This is a genomic window from Allobosea sp. P2_A10 (genome assembly GCF_056405115.1).
On sequence record NZ_JBFUCS010000002.1, the window covers coordinates 1 to 18,125 of the forward strand.

Here is an 18,125-nt window from a genome sequence, read left to right on the forward strand (position 1 = left end):
CACATCATGCCCTCAAAGTAGCGGCGGTTGTCCTGCGCCGGTCGGCAACCGCGCCCGTGCTCGGCCGGCAGCAAAGGCCCAATCAGCGCCCATTCCTCATCCGTCAGACCAATCCGATCGCCCAAGGGTTCCTCCAAAAAGAAGCCTTGAATCAATCCGCGAGTCTCAGGTCAAGCTTTGTCCACGAGGCCTAGAATGCCAACACCACCGAGGCACAGGCTTCCGACTACAGTCTCCTCTCGAAAACTCCGGCCTTGCAGCTCCGCATATTGATGCAGGTGTTCTTTTTGAATTTCGGCGAACTGGATGGAAGCACGAAGCTCGCCAATTTTCTCCAGTTGGTCCTCGGTATAGAGTTTCTCGCCGCCCATCAGACCCCGCGCCCTGCCATGGCCGCAATATACCGCCAAATCGCCCCGGCACGCAAAAGCACGCAACCGCGTGTTACCGGCCAAAAAGGGCTGAAACTGCCAACAACGCGGTGAATACCCCCGCACCCTCCTGATACAGCCCAATCAAACAGTTAGGGCCGTCAAAGCATGGTGTGGAGATATCGCATCGTGGAAGGTCCCTTGGATTCGGCTGCTGCCGGGTTGATCCCGATGACAGATCGGGCGACACCCCATGCTTTCCTAGCCCCCGCAGACGGGATTTGCCATGACGAGCACGCAGGACGCCGACGCCCGGGCGATGCCGACCGCAGCGCGGATCAGCGCGATCAAGCGCCGGGCTGCGATGCTGTCGGTGCTGGCGACGGTTGTCCTGACGGGCGCGAAGGTCGCCGGAGCCCTGATCTCGGGGTCGCTTGCGCTGCTGACGGACGCGCTGCAGGGACTGGTCGACATCGGCTCGACGCTGTTCACCTGGTTTGCCGTCCATGCCGCCGACAAGCCGGCCGATGAGGAGCACCATTACGGCCACGGCAAGCTGGAGGCGCTCGCCGCTCTCGTCGAGACCGCGATCCTGTTCACGCTTGCCGGAGCGATCCTGTGGGAGGCCGGCTCGCGGCTGTGGCAGGGCATCGCCGAGCACGTCGCCGTCACGCCGGTCGTCATCGGGGTCATGTTGTTGTCGATGACGGTCGACGCGTTGCGCTGGCGTTCGCTGAGCAAGGTCGCCAAGGAAACCGGCAGCGAGGCGCTCGCAGCCGAGGCGACGCATTTCTCGGCCGATTTCGTCGGCTCGACGATGGTTCTGGCCGGCCTCGTCGGCGTCTGGATGGGCGTGCCCAAGGCCGACACCATCGCCGCCTTCGTGATCGCCGCCTTCACCGCCTATTCCGCCTTCAAGCTCGGGCGGCGCACCATCGACACGCTGCTCGACGCCGCGCCGGAAGGTGTCAGCGAACGACTGCGCCATGTGGCCGCGGCCGTACCCGGCGTGGTCGAGATCGACTCGCTCAAGGTCAGGCCGTCGGGCGGTCGCACCCATGGCGAGATCGTGATCCGGGTCTCGCGGACGCTGCCGCTCGACCGCGTCGTCGCGATCAAGCAGTCGCTCGCGAGCGCGATCGAGCGCGAGGAGCGTGGCGCCGAAATCACGATCATCGCCAATCCGATCCAGGTCGATGACGAGACTGTGCTGGAGAAAGTGCTGCTGATCGCGCTGAAACTGCGGATCCCCGTCCATCACGTCACCGTCCACAGCATCGGCGACAAGCTTTCGGTCAGCCTCGACATGGAAGTCGACGCCAAATTGCCGCTCGGCGAGGCCCATGAGATCGCGACGCGGCTCGAAGGCGCGATCCGGGCGGAGTTCGGCGGCGAGACCGAAGTCGAGACCCATATCGAGCCGATGGAGACCGGCCAACCCTCAGGCCACAACGCCGCCTGGGAAACGGTCGAGGATATCGGCAAGGCGCTCGCGAGCGAGGCGACAAAGCTCGCAGGGCCTGTCCACGACATCCACAGCGTGCGCGTGCGCCAGACCGAGAACGGACTCGTGGTGAACTATCATTGCCGCGTCGACCCCGCGCTCGACGTCGCCGCCGTCCACGCCGCCGTCGATGCCATCGAGCGCGCGGTCAGGATCGCGCGGCCGCAGGTCTGCCGGCTCGTCAGCCATGCCGAGCCGGCCGTCGTCCATGCGCGTGATCAGCCGGCCAGCAGCCGAGCCGCGCCGAGATAAAGCGGCAGACCCAGCAGCAGGTTGAAGGGAAACGTCACCGCCAGCGCCGCCGTCAACGCCAGGCCCGCGTCCGCCTCCGGCAAGGCGCTGCGGATGGCGGCGGGCGCGACGATGTAGGATGCGCTGGCCGAGAGTGTCGCCAGGATCGTCGCTTCGCCGACCGGCAGCCCGATCAGCCGCGCCAGCGACAGGCCAAGCGCTGCGTTGACCAGCGGGACGACGACGCCCAGCACGAGGATCATCGGAGCGGCCTGCCGGATGGCGCCGCCCTGCCGCGCCGCCTGGATGCCGAGATCGAGCAGGAACAGGCAGAGTAGCCCCCGGAAAAGGTCGCCGAAGAGCGGCGTCACCGGCTGCAAGCCGCCCGGGCCGACGATCGCGCCGATCGCCAGGCCCCCGGCCAGCAGGACGACGCTCTTGCTCGCCAGCGTACTGCCGAGCACGCTCCCCGGCGGCGATGCGCCGGTCTCGGCCAAGCGCGCGAGCCCGATCGCCACGACCACGGCCGGCGCTTCCATCAGGGCCAGCAGCGCCGTGGCATGCGGTCCATAACCGATCCCGGCGCCGTCGAGAAAGGCGGTCACGGCGATAAAGGTCACGGCAGAGACCGAGCCGTAATGCGCGCAGATGGCGGCGCAGTCGGCCGGACTGCGCCGCGTCAGCCGCCTGAGCGCGACATAGACCCAAAGCGGGATAGCGAGCGTGAGCGCCAGGCCGGCGGCGAAGAAAGGCAAGGCATCGGCCAGCGAGGTCCGAGCCAGTTCCGCCCCGCCTTTCAGGCCGATCGCCAGCATCAGGTAAAGCGACAGGAACCGCGCGATCGGTTCGGGCATCGTCAGATCGCTGCGGACGGCGACCGCGACGACGCCGAGCACGAAGCACAGCGTCATCGGAGAGATCAGGTTCTGGAAGGCGATGTCGAAGCTGGCCACGCGATGCTCCATCGTTGCGATGGCCGGGCCACTAGCATCGCGATGACATTGACAAAACACGATGATCGCGATGATATTGATTGATTATTTCAATGAACGATCGATCATGCCGTTCCCGCTTCCACCCTTCGACATCGACCTGCTGCGCAGTTTCACGGCGATCCTCGACAATGGCGGTTTCACGCGCGCGGCCGAGCGGCTCGGGCGCACCCAGTCGACGATCAGCCTGCAGATCCGCAAGCTGGAGACGGCCCTGGGCCAGCGGCTGTTCGAGCGCCGAAGCGGCAGCGGCGGGCGAATCGTGCCGACGCTCGCGGGAGAGGCGCTGCTCGCCCACGCCCGCCCCATCCTGCAGCTCTCCGAGCAGGCCCGCGTCGCATTGCTCGCGCCCGAGATCGAGGGGCGGCTGCGGCTGGGCACGCCGGAGGATTTCGCGACATGGCACCTGCCCGACATCCTGGCGCGCTTCGCGCGGGCGCATCCGCATGTCGATCTCGAAGTCACCTGCGACTTCTCCGTCAATCTGCTCGACGGATTTGGCCGCGGCCTGTTCGATCTGATCCTGTTCAAGCGTGATCCGCAGCCGGCGTTCGGCGGCGGCGGCACCGGTATCTGGAGCGAGCCGCTGGTCTGGGCGTCGTCGTCGCGGTTCCAAGCCCTCGAACCCGGGAGCGCGCTTCCGCTCGTGCTCGCGCCGGCGCCTGACATCTATCGCAAACGTGCGCTGGCGGCGCTCGACAGCGCCGGTCGAAACTGGCGGATCGTCCTGACCAGTCCAAGCCTCGCCGGCCAACACGCGGCGGTGCGCGCCGGACTCGGCGTCAGCGTGCTGCCGAAAGGCATGGTGCCGCCCGACCTCGTCGTGCTCGACGCGCGGCACAACCGGCTGCCGGCCCTCGCCGATACCGAGATCGTGCTCTACGCTGCACCGGGCCAACCGACACCGGCGGCGGCGCGGCTGGCGTCGCATATCGTCCAATCCCTCCAGACGCAGCGCGCCGGACCGGGGACATGACGAGCAGGCCGGCGCTGCGGGGGCGTGCAGCGCCGGCTTGCCGTCCGCGGCAGCGAAGCCCCCTTCGCCGCGCGAATGCGGTTCAGAACCGATAAGTGGCTGTGGATTGCAGGCGGGTCTGGCGGCCGCGCCTGTCGTCCCGGTCCTCGCGCAGGCCATACTGGCCCTCGAAGCCGAGATCGACCTCCGGCCACGGGCTCCAGATCACGTTCGCAGCCGCGTACTGGCTGTGCTTGAACGTGCCGGCGAGCGTGAAATTCGGCAGATCGGAACGGACATAGCTATAGACGAGGTTGCTGCGCAGTTCGTTCGTCCACCAGTGCTGGAACGCGACATAGCCGCCAAACGTCTTCTGCTTTTCCGACTGCCCCGTTGCAGGGTTGTAGAACACGCTCGGCAGGACGCCGGCGGTCTCCTGAATGTAGCGCGTTGCTCCGTTGGCGTACGTCGCCTGGAAGCGCAGATTGTCCTTCTGCGCGAGGAATGGAAGGTTGAGGCGCCCCGTCACCGTGCCGGCATAGCCGGTCTCGTCGCTGGCCAGGCCATTGGGACCGTTGGTCCGCGTCACCACGCCTGCAACCTGCAGATGCCCGAGAGCACCCTGATAGCGGACCCGGCCGACGAAATCGGGCAGCGTGTCGCGCGAGGATGCAATCGCGGCGGCCGGCCCAAACTGGACGCGGCCCTCCGGGTTCTCGATCGCGCCGGCGACGGAGAAGCCGTTGGCGAACTTATGCTCGAGCTTGACCAGGCCCTGACGAATGAAGGCCTGCCCGCCTGAACCCTGGAAATCGAGCGTCTCGGCATAGGCGGAGGGGTCGCTGAAGGTCGTCCACCATTGCCCCGCCAGCAGCGGGCCGATCTCGACGAAGGCATGGCGCAGGCGGAAAGAGTCGGAGTTCGACGCGACCTGATTGCCGACAGCTCCGAAGAAATCGCCCTCGATGAAGGCGCGCGACGGGCCAAGCGGCGTGTCCTTCTTGCTGATCTCGAAGTTCAGCCGACTTTCGCGGGCGTGGATGCGGAACGCGTCGTCCCCGAACCTCGTGCCGCGCGTGTCGATCCCCGTGACGGCGAAAAGATCCTGCGCGCCCGAGGATTGCCGCCCGCCGACGCGGCCGATCACATCCGCCTTCACCTTGCCGCCGATCTTGATGTCGACATCGGTGCCGGGCAAGCGCCAGCTCAACGGCAGGCCGCCCTTGAGCACATAAGGCTCGTCGGCGGCCTTGGCGACGAGCGTCCCGCGCGGAGCTTGAGCCGGGTGGCGCGCATCGCGGCTCTTGATGACGCCGACCTCGCGGCGCAGCGCCTCCAGTTGCTTCTGCTGTTCGCGGATCAGCTTTTCGAGCCGCGCGGTCTGGTCCTGAGCGCTCGCGGCCGCCGCGGAGACGACAAGGGCAAGGCCCGAGACCATCGCGGTTGCAAGGATCTTCTTTCCCGATACGGGCATAAACATTGCGCGTTCCCCCTCAGAAACGGTCGTTCCAGTAATTTACTTTGCGGATTATTTTGCTCTTCCGACGTAACGACGCTGTCACGCACAAAGATCACTCAGAAGTCACAAGTTATTTACTTTCATGTGTTGACAAAAATCGCGATTGAAAATCATCGAATACTGATCATCGTGTTGACAAATAAATGGAGCGTGCCGGCCATGCCGAAGCTTGCCCAGACCGAACTGCCGGCACCGGAGCCTCAAATCGCGGTCTTCGCCGAACCTCTCGATGACGGGGACAGCCCGATCCTGTCGGAACGGCAATGGCTCTGGCTCAGCCAGCGCCTGCCGCTCGCGACCGAAAAGCGCGGCAGGCCGCCGCGCAACAACCGCGCCGTCCTGGAGGGGATTTTCTGGGTCGCGTCGTCAGGGCAGCCCTGGCGCGATCTGCCTGACTGCTACGGCAAATGGAGCAGCGTCTACCGGCGCTTCCAGCGCTGGTCGCGCAGCGGCGTCTTCACCGCATTGATGCAGCATGTCCGGCCGTTCGAATGCGGGCCGCAGGCCGCGGACGCAGAGACGCGGCGGCTGTTCGAGCGTCTCGCCATCATCGGTCCGCTGACGCAGCGCCCGCGCAAGGCCCCGGCGCGTACGCCCTTCCGGTGAGATCGGGCGCGGGCTACACACGGCGTCTGACATCGTCACGATCCAGGATTCCGATGCGCGCCGAAGATGCCCCCCTGATCCGCCTCGAGAACTACAAGCCCTCGGACTGGCTGATCGACACGGTCGATCTCGACATCAGTCTGGATGCGCGGAAGACGAGAGTGCGGGCCCTGCTCGCCTTGCGGCCGAATCCGGCGGGGCAGGCAGGCACCGCGCTGATTCTGGACGGCGACGACCTTTCGCTCGGCTTCATCGCGATCGATGGCGTAGCGTTGGACGTCACCGCCTATGCAGCGACGGCTCAGGCGCTGACCGTGCTCGATCCACCGCAGCGTCCCTTCACCCTGACGATCGAGACTATTCTTGATCCTTCAGCGAATACGAAGCTGATGGGGCTCTACCGCTCCAGCCAGGTCTACTGCACGCAATGCGAGGCTGATGGCTTTCGCCGCATCACCTGGTTCCTCGACCGCCCCGACGTGATGAGCGTCTACACCGTCCGACTCGAAGCCCTGAAGGCCGAAGCGCCGGTCCTGCTCTCGAACGGCAATCTCGTCGCGACAGGGGAGGTCATCGGCGGCGAGCGGCATTTCGCCGTCTGGCACGACCCGCACCCCAAGCCCGCCTATCTCTTCGCCCTGGTCGGCGGCGCGCTCGACCATGTTCGCGAGGATTACGTCACGGCCGATGGTCGAAGAGTCGAGCTGGCGGTTTATGTCGAGCCGGGCAAGACGAACCGCGCCGGCTGGGCGATGGACTCGCTGATCCGCTGCATGCGCTGGGACGAACGCGTCTTCGGTCGCAACTATGATCTCGACGTGTTCAACGTCGTCGCCGTCTCCGACTTCAACATGGGTGCGATGGAGAACAAGGGCCTCAATATCTTCAACGACAAATATGTGCTGGCCGATCCGCAGACCGCGACCGATGGCGACTACGCCTCGATCGAGGCGATCATCGCGCATGAATATTTCCATAACTGGACCGGCAACCGCATCACCTGCCGCGACTGGTTCCAGCTCTGCCTGAAGGAGGGCCTGACGGTCTTCCGCGACCAGGAATTCTCGGCCGACGAGCGCTCGCGGCCGGTCAAACGCATCGCCGACGTACGGACACTGCGCGCGACGCAGTTTTCCGAGGATGCCGGGCCGCTGGCCCATCCGGTCAGGCCGCGCGCATACAAGGAGATCAACAACTTCTACACGCCGACCGTCTACGAAAAGGGCGCGGAGGTCATCCGCATGCTCAAGACCCTGATCGGCGCGGACGCGTTCAAGCGCGGCATGGAACTCTATTTCGAGCGCTGCGACGGGACGGCTGCGACGATCGAGGAGTTTCTGGCCTGCTTCGCCGAGGCCTCGGGCCGCGATCTCGGGCATTTCGCGCGCTGGTACGAGCAGGCGGGCACGCCGACGATCGTGGCGTCCGGCCGCTACGATGCGCGGGCGAAGCGCTACACGCTCGATCTGGCCCAGACGACGCCGCCGACGCCGGGGCAGCCCGACAAGCAGCCGGTCGTACTGCCGGTGGCGCTCGGCCTCGTCGGCAAGGCGGGCGACCTTGCGCTCGACACGACCTGCCCCGCTTATGCCGGCGGCGGCCTGATCGTGCTCGACCAGGCCTCGCTGACCGTGACCTTCAACGACGTCGCCGAGCCGCCGATCCCCTCGCTGCTGCGCGGCTTTTCGGCCCCGGCCCGGCTCGAACTCGACCTCGCGGACGCAGACCTGCTGCGGCTGTTCTCGGCCGACAGCGATTCCTTCAACCGCTGGCAGGCGCTGCAGAGCGTCGCGACGCGGGCGCTGGTCGCAGCCGGGCGAACCGATGGCGATCGCGGCGTGCTGGCGACCAAGGCCGGCGAGATCGCGGCAGCACTGGGTCGTTTCCTGCGCGAGCGCGGGCTGGAGGACCCTGCCTTCGCCGCACAGGTGTTGCGCCTGCCCGCGCCCGCCGACATCGCCCGCGAGATCGGGGCCGAGATCGACCCCGATGCGATCTACGCCGCGCATCGCCTGCTCGCGACCGCGATCGGCAAGGCGCTGGGTGCGACGCTTGCCGACCTGCGAGGCTCGCTGGAGAGTGGCGCTCGCTACAACCCCGACGCGGCCTCGGCCGGACGCCGCGCCCTGCGCAACGAAGCGCTCGGCCTGATCGCACTGGCCGATCCCCAGACAGGCGCGCATCTGGCCGAGAAGCAGTTTGCAACCGCCGACAACCTGACCGACCGGCTGGCTGCTCTGGCCGCGATGACGCTGATCCCGGGCGCGGCGCGCGAGGCGCTGATCGCACGCTTCGGCGAGAGCTATGCAGCCGAACCGCTGGTGCTCGACAAATGGCTGATGGCGCAGGCCCTGATCGCGGAAGCCGGCACGCTGGAGCGTGTGCAGGGGCTGATGCGGCACCCCGCCTTCTCGCTTGGCAATCCCAACCGGGTGCGGGCGCTGATCGGCGGCTTCGCGGCAAACCTGACGCAGTTCAACCGGCGCGACGGGGCGGGCTATAATTTCGTCGCCGATCTCGTGATCGCACTGGACCGGACCAACCCCCAGGTCGCCTCGCGCCTGCTCGGTTCGTTCAAGACCTGGCGCATGCTCGAACGGGCGCGCAAGGGACAGGCGGAGGCCGCGCTGTCGATGGTCGCGCGGACGCCAGGCCTGTCGCGGGACGTCGCCGATATCGCCGAACGGGCGCTCGCCTGAACCGGCTAAGGGCCAACCTGTCCAAAACATTAACGCTTCATTACCCGCACAGGATTCATTGCAATATCGCTTGCAACCTGAAGGCGAATTCTTTCATTTCGATTCAACTCAAGGCTGGACAAAAGACCTCGCGCGGATTCAATTAAAGGTGATTCGCGGGGATGCGGCACGTCTCCCGATCTTGCTGACGGTACAGTTTATCCGAAGGGGGACGGGCATGACGCGTGCGAACGCGAGCAGCGCATCTGTGCGCGCTCGCACGATTCTGGGTGTTGCGAGATCGCTGACCCATCCATTGTATCAGCGCTTTGAGAGCCTCGAGCCGATATTCCGGACAGTTCTTCCCGCTCTTGTCGGCGTATTCGCGCTGATCCTTGCCGCAGGCGCGATCGTGCAGATCACGGCGATGCGTGAAGACACCATGATCAACGCCGTCAATGGCACCGATCTCGTCTCCGCGCTGATCGCAAGAGAGCTCGACATGGCCGTGCTGACGGAGAAATCGCCGGCAACTGTGCTTGCAGCTCTTGCCGCACGGCACATCTCCCCCCATGGCCGCGTCGTCCATGTCAGCGACGCCGACGGCCATGTCATCGCCAGCGTGCCGGCGATCGGCCAGACCGAGCGCCAGCTGGTCGATTTCCTCGGCCAGACCCAACCGCTCACCGTCTTCGGCGACCGCGCCGGCGTGATGCGGATCACGTTACCTGGCGGCGAAGACGTACTTGCCTCGGTTCGCAACCTCGGCGCACCGCTGGGCCAGATCGCCGTGCTGCAACCGGTCTCGCATGTACTCTCGATCTGGCAGGAGCGCCGTAGCGCGCTAGTGGGCCTGTTCGCCTCGGCCGGGCTGGTGCTCGCCGCGCTGACCCTCGCCTTCATGCTGCAATCGCGCCGGGCGCGGGCCGCCGACGAGGACTGCGACTGCGTTCGCGAGCGCATCGATACCGCGCTCAATCGCGGCCATTGCGGGCTGTGGGACTGGGATCTGGCGCGCGGACGGATCTACTGGTCCGATTCCATGTACGCCATGCTCGGCTACGATCGCGCCGGCGACTATATGTCCTTCGGCGAAGTCAGCAGCTTCATTCATCCCGAGGATGTCGATCTCTATGCGCTCGCCGACGCGATCAGCCGCGGCGAAGCCGATCATCTCGACCAGGAATTCCGCGTTCGCGACGCCAATGGCGACTGGGTCTGGCTGAAAGCGCGCGCCGAGCTCGTGACCGACCGGCGCACGCATTCGCAGCACCTCGTCGGCATCGCCGTCGACATTTCAGAGCAGCACCGCATGGCGCAGCGCACCGCTACCGCCGACGCGCGGCTGCGCGACGCGGTCGAGGCGATCTCGGAAGCCTTCGTGCTGTGGGACGCCGACAACCGCCTCGTCCTGTGCAACGCCAAATACCAGCAGTTGCACCAGCTGCCGGGCGAACTCCTTCACGCCGGCCTGAGCCATGACGAGGTCATGGCGGTCAGCGCCCAGCCCAATATCGACCGCGAGCCGGCCCGCACCCAGCGTGGCACGATCGGCGCCTCCTCCTACGAAGCCCGTCTTTCGGACGGCCGCTGGCTCCAGATCAACGGACGCCGTACTAAGGATGGCGGCTCGGTCTCGGTCGGCACCGACATCACCAAGCTGAAGCAGCAGGAAGAACACCTGACCCAATCCGAGCATCAGCTCCTGATGCACGTCACAGATCTCAGGGCCTCGCGCCAGAAGCTGGAAGCGCAGGCGCAGCAACTGGCCGACCTCGCCGAACGCTATCTGGAGCAGAAGGCCGCCGCCGAGAGCGCCAACCGCGCCAAATCCGAATTTCTCGCCAATATGAGCCATGAGCTGCGCACGCCGCTCAACGCCATCATCGGCTTCTCCGAGATCATGGAGAACGGCCTGTTCGGCAATCTCGGCTCAGATCGCTATGTCGACTACGTCCGCGATATCCGGTCGAGCGGCGGCTATCTTCTGAGTGTCATCAACGACATCCTCGACATGTCGCGGATCGAGGCCGGCAAGATGCGGCTGGAGAAGGCCGACGTCGCGATCGGCATGGTCGTCGACGAGGCCGTACGCCAGGCCAGCGACGAGATCGACCGCAAGAACCTCACTCTCAGCGTCGAGGGCGCGCGCAACCTGCATCTGGAGGCCGATCCCCACGCGCTCTATCAAATCCTTGGCAATTTGCTCGACAACGCGGTCAAATTCACGCCTGAAGGCGGCCAGATCGCGATCCGGCTGCGGCAGGTTCCCGGTGCCCTCAACATCTATGTCGAGGATACCGGCATCGGCATCCCGAGGGAAAAGATCGACCGCATCGGCCGGCCCTTCGAGCAGGTCGAGGGCGATCTGACCCGCAGCTATCCGGGCTCCGGCCTTGGGCTCGCCATCGCCCGCTCGCTTGCCGAACTGCATGGCGGTTCGCTGCGCCTGCGCTCGGCGATCGGCGCCGGCACCATCGTGATGGTGCATCTGCCGCTCGACGGCGGCGCCGGACGCATCACCGCCAAGGCCGCCTGAGAGCCATTTGCGACGTCAGCCGCGCGCCGCGTCGCCGAGTATCTTCAGGAACAGCGCGCGGACGCCAACGCGCATCTCGTCGAGTTCGGCCTTCAGCACCTTCGTATCGGGCCGCCCGACCGCCGTCGCGATCCGCTTCAGCACGCGAGCCGGCACCGCGGCAGGATCGACGCCCTCCTCCACCGTGAAGCGCCGCCACAGCTGCACATCGCCGATCAGACGACAGGCATCGCCGAGAAAAGCCGCGTCGCCGGTCTCCAGCAGCCCAGCCTGACGCGCCGCCGCCACCACGGACGCCGTATCGCGTGCGATCAGCCCGGGATGGTTTGAGGCATGCGCGAGGACGAGGAACTGGGCGAGGAAATCGAGATCGGTGAGGCCGCCAACGACGAGCTTGAGATCCCAGTCGTCGCTCTCGCCCTTCTCCCTTGCGATCAGCGCGCGCATCTCCAGAACGGCACTGGCTACCGTGGCCGGCTGGCGCTCGCGACGCAGGATCTGGACGATCGCCTCCCGCGCCCTCCGCGCCAGCCCGGCATCGCCGGCGACGACGCGGGCGCGCGTCAGCGCCATCTCCTCCCAGATCTCGGCCTCGCCGGTGTGGTAGGCCTCAAAGCCAGCGAACTGGGTCGCGGCCGGGCTCTTGCCGCCTGAGGGGCGCAGGCGCATGTCGACCTGATAGAGCGTGCCGCGCCGCGTCGGCACAGTCAGCGCAGCCACGAAACGCTGGGTGAAGCGGACATGCCAGGTCACAGGGTCAAGGCTTTTTCGGCCGTCGCTCGCCTCGGCATCCGTCGGGCGATCATAGAGCATGATCAGGTCGAGATCGGATGAGGGCGTGAGTTCTCCCGCCCCGAGGCGGCCGAGCCCGAGCACGACGGCTTCCGCTCCCGCAACCACACCATGGTCGGCGGCGAAGGCCGCGCGCGTATCGTCGAAGGCGACGCGCAGACAGCCCTCGGCGACCGCGCAAAAAGCCTGCCCCGCGGCCTGGGCGGAATAGACACCCGAGATCAGCCTGGCGCCGACGAGGAAATTCTCCTGCCTTGCCGCGTCGCGCAAACGGTCGAGCCCGTCCTCGACGCTCGGCGGCGGGTTGCCCACGACGGTGCGGATGCGCCGCGTCAGCGCCTCAGTGTCGAGCATGGCCGAGGTGAAGGCCGGGTCGATGATGCCGTCGAGGACATGGGGATAGAGCGCGGCCACCTTGGCGAGGCGCGGCGCACTGCCGAGGATGTCGGCGAAGATCGTCAGCAGCGAGCCATGCGAGCGCAGCAGCGTCAGCAATTCGACAGCCGCCGGCATTCGCACGAAGGCATTGTCGAGATGTGCGAGCGCGCCGTCGGGATCGACCGTGCGGCCGAGCGCCACGAGCAGCGCCGGCGTAAGCTCCGTCAGCACCTCGCGGGCACGCGCGCTGGTGACGGCGGCGCGGCGGCCGAAATGCCAGCCACGCACCGTCTCGGCGGCGATTTTCGGGTCACGGAAGCCGAGCTTGCGCAGGGTCGCGAGCGTCTCGGGATCGAGTTCCGCGCCGGTGAAGCTCAATGTGCCCGCCTCGCTGGCGAGGCTCGGCCCGTCCTCGAACAGCAGGGCATAGTGCCCCTCGATGCGCCTGGCGTGCCCGGTCAGCGCCTTGCCGAAGGCCGCTGTCGAGGGATAGCCGCAAAAGCGCGCGAAGGCTTCGAGATCGGCCTTGGCCTTGGGCAGGGTTTGCGTCTGCTCGTCATGGCGCATCTGCAGCCGATGCTCGATCGTGCGCAGGAAGCGATAGGACTGGCCGAGCTCGTCGCGCGCCCTGGGCGTGATCCAGCCCTCCCTCGTCAGTTCGGCGAGCATGTCGAGCGTGCGCGGGCCGCGCAGGGCGACACGCCGGCCGCCGAAGACCAGCTGCTGCGTCTGGACGAAGAACTCGATCTCGCGGATGCCGCCACGACCGAGCTTCACATTGTGGCCGGCGACCGCGATGGTCTCATGGCCCTTCACGGTCTGGATCTGACGCTTCATCGCATGAATGTCGGCGATCGCGGCGAAATCGAAGTATTTGCGCCAGATGAAGGGCGCGAGATCGGCGATGAAGCGCTTGCCCAGCGCGATGTCGCCCGCCACCGGCCGCGCCTTGATCATGGCGGCGCGTTCCCAGTTCTGGCCGACCGTCTCGTAGTAGGAATAGGCTGAAGGCAGCGAAACCGCGACGTGGGTCGAGGCTGGATCGGGCCTCAGACGCAGATCGACGCGGAAGACGTAGCCGTCGGGCGTGCGCTCCTGGATGATGCGGGCGATGAGCTGGGTAAGCCTGACGAAGAAGCTCGACGGCTCGGCGACGCCGATGGCTTCGGCGATATCGGGATCGAAGAAAACGACGATGTCGATGTCGGAGGAGTAGTTCAGCTCGCCGGCGCCATGTTTGCCGAGCGCCAGCACGACGAGCCCGCAGCCCAGGCCGGGATCGGCCTCGTCGGGCAAACGGATGCGGCCTAGACCGGCGGCCTGCCGCAGCGCGTGGTCGCACGCCAGCCGCACGGCGGTGTCGGCCATCGCGGTCAGCGCGGACGTCACGGTCTCGACATCCCAGCCGCCGCCGATGTCCGCCAGTGCGATCAGCAGCGCCATTGCCTGCCGGAAGCGCCGGAGAGCGCGCATCAACTCCGCAGTTTCGGGACCGGACTGGCCGAAGGCGACGATCCCGGCGAGGAGCGCATCGCGCCGGTCGTCCGGCGACTGTTCGAGCGCCGCCAGCAGGCCGACAGGGTCGAGGCGCATGATCTGGGTCAGGAAGGGCGAATGCGCAAGGATGCCGGCGACCAGCGCGGCTGAGGCAGGATGAGCGGCGAAGTGCCGCGACAAGGCATCGGCTGCGTCGTCGTCGCGCAGGCGCTCGATCAGATCGCGCGCGAGCAGCGCTTCCGCCTTTGCGCGGGCCGGCAGGACGGGAGCCGCCGTCAGCCTTTCGCAGAGCCGCTCCACCATCGCATTGTCCCGCCACGCCAGAATTTGTCGGCCTGCCGTGGAACCACTGCGTCATCCTGGGCGACCAAAGGTCGTCCCGGTCGTCCCGGAATCCATCGTAGAACAAGACCGCGCTCTATGATGGATCCCGGCGCTCCGCTTCGCTGCGGCCAGGATGACGCGGTGTTTCCACGCCAAAACGCCAACACTATGCCGATTGCAGGCCAACAGGGTTCGCGGGCGCTGTCGAGGGCGGGCTGGAAACTATGGACTGCATGTCCACAGGCTTCGGCTGGTCCTGAACCTGCGGCAGCGTCATCACGACGCGCAGGCCGGGCGCATTGTCTTCCAGCCGAAGCTGGCCGCCATGCAGCCTGACGACGCCGGCCGCGAGCGAAAGACCGAGGCCGAAGCCCGGCTTGCTGCGGCTTTGGTCGAGTCTCACGAAGCGTTCGAGCACGCGGCCGCGATCGGCCTCGGGGATACCCGGCCCATGATCGGCGATGGCAAGTTCGATCTGCCCGCCGAGCGAAGCCGCCGCGACGATGACAGTCGCCTCCCCGCCAGCGGTCGGCTGGCCGTATTTCAGGGCATTGTCGATCAGGTTTGCGAGCGCCTGGCCGAGAAGCTCGCGATTGCCCAGAACATGCAGCTCGGGCGCGATCTCCGTCAGCAGGCTAAGTCCCGCCTCCTCGGCCAGCGGCTCGTAGAGCTCGGCCATGCCGGAGACGATCTCGGAGAGGTCGAGCGCGTCCATGCTGTCCTGGATGCGCCCCGTCTCCAGCCGCGCGATCATCAGCAGCGCATTGAAGACGCGGATCAGGTTGTCGGCCTCGTCGATCGAACCGTCGAGCGCGGCGCGCAATTCGTCGGGCTTCGTCGCGGTGCGCAGCGCTTCCTCGGCGCGATTGCGCAGGCGCGTCAGCGGCGTCTTGAGGTCGTGGGCGATGTTGTCGGAGACCTGCTGCATGCCCGCCATCAGTTCCTCGATGCGGTCGAGCATCGCATTGAGGTTGAGCGCCAGCCGGTCGAGTTCGTCGCCGGTGCCGGAGATCGAGAGCCTGCCCTTGAGATCGCCCGCCATGATCGACTGGGCCGTGTCGGTCATGCCGTCGACGCGCTTCAGCACGCGGCGCGCGACGAACCAGCTCGCAAAGCAGCCGAGGATGAAGACCAGCGCCAGCGACCAGCCGGCGGCGCGCCGGATGACGACGCCGAGACGCTCGCGCTCCTCGACATCGCGGCCGACCAGCAATCTAAAGCCGGCCGGCAGCATGAAGACGCGCACGATCGCGCGGCTCGGCTTTTCCACGGTGTCGCTGGAGCGGGAATATTCGATCTCGCTTTCGCCGGGGCGGTCGAGCGCGCCGGGCGGCAGCGCCTCGACATTGCCGGCGACGCGCTCGCCCACCGGCGTGGTGACGAGATAGAGCGATGCGCCCGGCCCGCGCGAACGGCGCTCGATGATGTTGACCAGACGCCTGATGCCGCCCTGGCGCTGCTGCTCGGCAAGGCCCTGAATCTCGGCGTCGATGGTCGAGCGGATCTGGTCGTCGAGCAGGCGGCGGGCGTTCCAGGCGACATAGCCCAGCACGAAGCCGGCGAAGAGCGCGAAGATGACGAGATAGATCGCAGTCAGCTTGAAGGCCGTCGTGCGAAACAGGTTCGGCAGCAGGCGCGAGGCCGGCTTTTCCGCCATCGTCATCTTGGTCGCACTTTGCCCGGCCATGTCAGCGCGCCGTGTCCCGGACCATGTAGCCCGCGCCGCGAACAGTGTGGATCATCGGATGCTCGAAGCTCTTGTCGACCTTGGCGCGCAGGCGGCTGACATGCACGTCGATGACGTTGGTCTGGGGGTCGAAATGATAATCCCAGACGTTTTCCAGCAACATGGTGCGCGTCACCACCTGGCCGGCATGCTTCATCAGATATTCGAGCAGGCGGAACTCGCGCGGCTGGAGCAGGATATCCTCGTCGGCGCGGGTGACGCGATGCGCCAGCCGGTCGAGCGCGAGATCGCCGACGCGATAGGTCGTGGGCTCCGAGGCCGGGCCGCTGCGGCGGCGGGCCAGGACTTCGACGCGGGCGAGAAGCTCGGAAAAGGCATAGGGCTTGGGCAGATAGTCGTCGCCGCCGGCGCGCAGGCCCTTCACGCGGTCGTCGACCTGCGCCAGCGCCGACAGGATCAGCGCGGGCGTCGTGTCGTCCTGCTCGCGCAATGAGCGGATCAGCGACAGCCCGTCCATGCGCGGCAGCATGCGGTCGACCACAAGCACGTCGTAGCCGCCGCCCTGAGCCATGCCATAGCCGTCGAGCCCGTCGCCGGAATGGTCGGCGACATGGCCGGCCTCGCGGAAGGCCTTGACCAGATAGGCCGCAGCCTCGGCATCATCTTCGACGATCAGGAGCTTCATGGCTTCAAGTCTATCTCACGAAACGGAAAAACGGCAGGCCGGATGAAAACATCCGGCCTGCCGCGGTGAAGGCTGCCCTCCCGGTGGGGGCGACAGGATACCGGGAGAACCCGCCTACCCCTGTCAGGCCGCCGGCTGGCGGCCGACCTCGAACGAGAGCTGACGCTCCTTGCCGTCGCGGAAGACCGTGATGCTGGTCTTCGTGCCCGGCGCGAATTTCGCGATCTTGCGCGAGAGATCGCGGGCATCCTTCACGGTCTCACCATTGACGGCGACGATGGTGTCGCCGCGCTTGATGCCGGCCTTGGCGGCGGGGCCGTTCTGTTCGGCCGAGGCGACGAGCGCGCCGCGCGCCTCCTTCAGGCCGATGGCGTCGGCGACCTCGGTCGTCACAGGCTGGATCTGCACGCCGATGAAGCCGCGCGAGACCGAGCCGTCCTTCTTGAGCGAGGCGACGACCTGCTCGACCGTCGAGGCGGGAATGGCGAAGGCGATGCCGACGCTGCCGCCCGAGGGCGAGAAGATCGCGGTATTGACGCCGACGACCTCACCCTTCTGGTTGAAGGTCGGGCCACCGGAGTTGCCCTTGTTCACCGGCGCGTCGATCTGCAGATAGTCGTCATAGGGACCCGAGCCGATATCGCGGCCCTGGGCGGAGACGATACCGGCCGTCACCGTACCGCCGAGCCCGAAGGGATTGCCGACCGCCAGCACCCAGTCGCCGATGCGAGGCTTGGCATGCGACAGCTCGACATACTGGAAGTTGCCGCCATCCTTGACCTTGAGCAGCGCCAGATCGGTGCGCGGATCGGTGCCGACGACCTTGGCTTCCATGGTCTTGCCGTCATCGGTGACGAGCTGGACCTCGACCGCGTTCTGGACGACGTGATTGTTGGTCACGACATAGCCGTCCTGGCTGACAAAGAAGCCGGAGCCCTGCGACATGCCCTGACGGGGCTGCGGGCGGCCCTGGCGCGGATCCTGATCGCGGAAGAAGCGGCGCAGGCCCGGAGGCAGATCCTCGAGGCTGTCCTGCCCGTCTTCGTCAGTCGCGGCGACAGCCTGCGTCTTGACCCGGACGGAGACGACGGCCGGCTTCACCTTCTCGACGATGTCGGCGAATGAAGGGAGCTGCGCCTGGACGCCAGAAAGCTGGATCGGCTGGGCGTAGGCGTTGTGGTCGAGCTTGAGCGCGCCGTCGGCGAGACCAGCCGCAAGGCCGATGCCGAGCGTGGCTGCGCCGGCGATCATGATGCCGCGCTTCAGGATGGACTTCTTGGGGGACGGGATGGTCGTCATGGCGAAACCCTCGATGCGGGAGGCAGGGACATCCCTGTCTGTGCTCAGGACCATGACGGGCGCAGCCT

Annotated in this window: 12 protein-coding genes; 5 read left to right on the forward strand and 7 right to left on the reverse strand. The window is 66.6% G+C overall.

What is annotated here, in order from left to right:
- Positions 1-170 precede the first annotated feature (170 nt).
- Positions 171-371: a hypothetical protein gene (locus AC1DZY_RS04120; RefSeq protein ID WP_476818805.1), complete on the reverse strand. Its 201-nt coding sequence runs from the start codon at positions 369-371 to the stop codon at positions 171-173.
- A 286-nt stretch (positions 372-657) separates the two neighbouring features.
- On the opposite strand from AC1DZY_RS04120, the gene AC1DZY_RS04125 reads away from it, so the two are divergent.
- Positions 658-2,127, forward strand: coding sequence for a cation diffusion facilitator family transporter (locus AC1DZY_RS04125; RefSeq protein ID WP_476818806.1), 1,470 nt, complete (start codon positions 658-660; stop codon positions 2,125-2,127).
- Here AC1DZY_RS04125 and AC1DZY_RS04130 read toward each other — a convergent pair.
- Entirely contained in the window at positions 2,094-3,059 is a 966-nt protein-coding gene (locus AC1DZY_RS04130) for a sodium-dependent bicarbonate transport family permease (protein WP_476818807.1), read from the reverse strand. The two genes, AC1DZY_RS04125 and AC1DZY_RS04130, sit on opposite strands and share 34 nt — an antisense overlap.
- 106 nt (positions 3,060-3,165) lie before the next feature.
- Here AC1DZY_RS04130 and AC1DZY_RS04135 point away from each other — a divergent pair, with 106 nt between their 5' ends.
- Entirely contained in the window at positions 3,166-4,074 is a 909-nt protein-coding gene (locus AC1DZY_RS04135; protein ID WP_476818808.1) for a LysR substrate-binding domain-containing protein, read from the forward strand.
- A gap of 82 nt (positions 4,075-4,156) precedes the next feature.
- Here AC1DZY_RS04135 and AC1DZY_RS04140 read toward each other — a convergent pair whose 3' ends face one another.
- A complete protein-coding gene (locus AC1DZY_RS04140) occupies positions 4,157-5,533 on the reverse strand; it encodes a DcaP family trimeric outer membrane transporter (RefSeq protein WP_476818809.1) in 1,377 nt (458 codons plus the stop codon).
- Between the two features lie 198 nt (positions 5,534-5,731).
- Between AC1DZY_RS04140 and AC1DZY_RS04145 the strand changes: the two genes are divergently transcribed.
- From AC1DZY_RS04145 to AC1DZY_RS04155, 3 genes are all read left to right on the forward strand, one after another.
- The gene (locus tag AC1DZY_RS04145; RefSeq protein WP_476818810.1) at positions 5,732-6,178 is read left to right on the forward strand and encodes a transposase; all 447 of its coding nucleotides are present in this window, start codon (positions 5,732-5,734) and stop codon (positions 6,176-6,178) included.
- A gap of 53 nt (positions 6,179-6,231) precedes the next feature.
- Positions 6,232-8,877 carry an aminopeptidase N gene (gene pepN / locus AC1DZY_RS04150; protein ID WP_476818811.1) on the forward strand — a complete coding sequence of 882 codons (2,646 nt, stop codon included), beginning with the start codon at positions 6,232-6,234 and terminating at the stop codon, positions 8,875-8,877.
- Positions 8,878-9,283: 406 nt separating this feature from the next.
- Positions 9,284-11,395, forward strand: a complete 2,112-nt coding sequence (locus AC1DZY_RS04155) for a PAS domain-containing sensor histidine kinase (RefSeq protein ID WP_476818812.1) — start codon at positions 9,284-9,286, stop codon at positions 11,393-11,395.
- 15 nt (positions 11,396-11,410) lie between these two features.
- Here the strand turns inward: AC1DZY_RS04155 and AC1DZY_RS04160 are convergent, their stop codons facing one another.
- The 4 genes from AC1DZY_RS04160 to AC1DZY_RS04175 form a co-directional block, all read right to left on the reverse strand.
- Positions 11,411-14,365 (reverse strand): bifunctional [glutamine synthetase] adenylyltransferase/[glutamine synthetase]-adenylyl-L-tyrosine phosphorylase, encoded by a 2,955-nt coding sequence (locus tag AC1DZY_RS04160; RefSeq protein ID WP_476818813.1) that lies wholly within the window; start codon positions 14,363-14,365, stop codon positions 11,411-11,413.
- 187 nt (positions 14,366-14,552) lie between these two features.
- Positions 14,553-16,073, reverse strand: a complete 1,521-nt coding sequence (locus tag AC1DZY_RS04165) for a sensor histidine kinase (protein WP_476818814.1) — start codon at positions 16,071-16,073, stop codon at positions 14,553-14,555.
- Position 16,074: 1 nt separating this feature from the next.
- The gene (locus AC1DZY_RS04170) at positions 16,075-16,758 is read right to left on the reverse strand and encodes a winged helix-turn-helix domain-containing protein (RefSeq protein WP_476818815.1); all 684 of its coding nucleotides are present in this window, start codon (positions 16,756-16,758) and stop codon (positions 16,075-16,077) included.
- Positions 16,759-16,881: 123 nt separating this feature from the next.
- The gene (locus AC1DZY_RS04175; protein WP_476818816.1) at positions 16,882-18,111 is read right to left on the reverse strand and encodes a trypsin-like peptidase domain-containing protein; all 1,230 of its coding nucleotides are present in this window, start codon (positions 18,109-18,111) and stop codon (positions 16,882-16,884) included.
- Between the last annotated feature and the right edge of the window lie 14 nt (positions 18,112-18,125).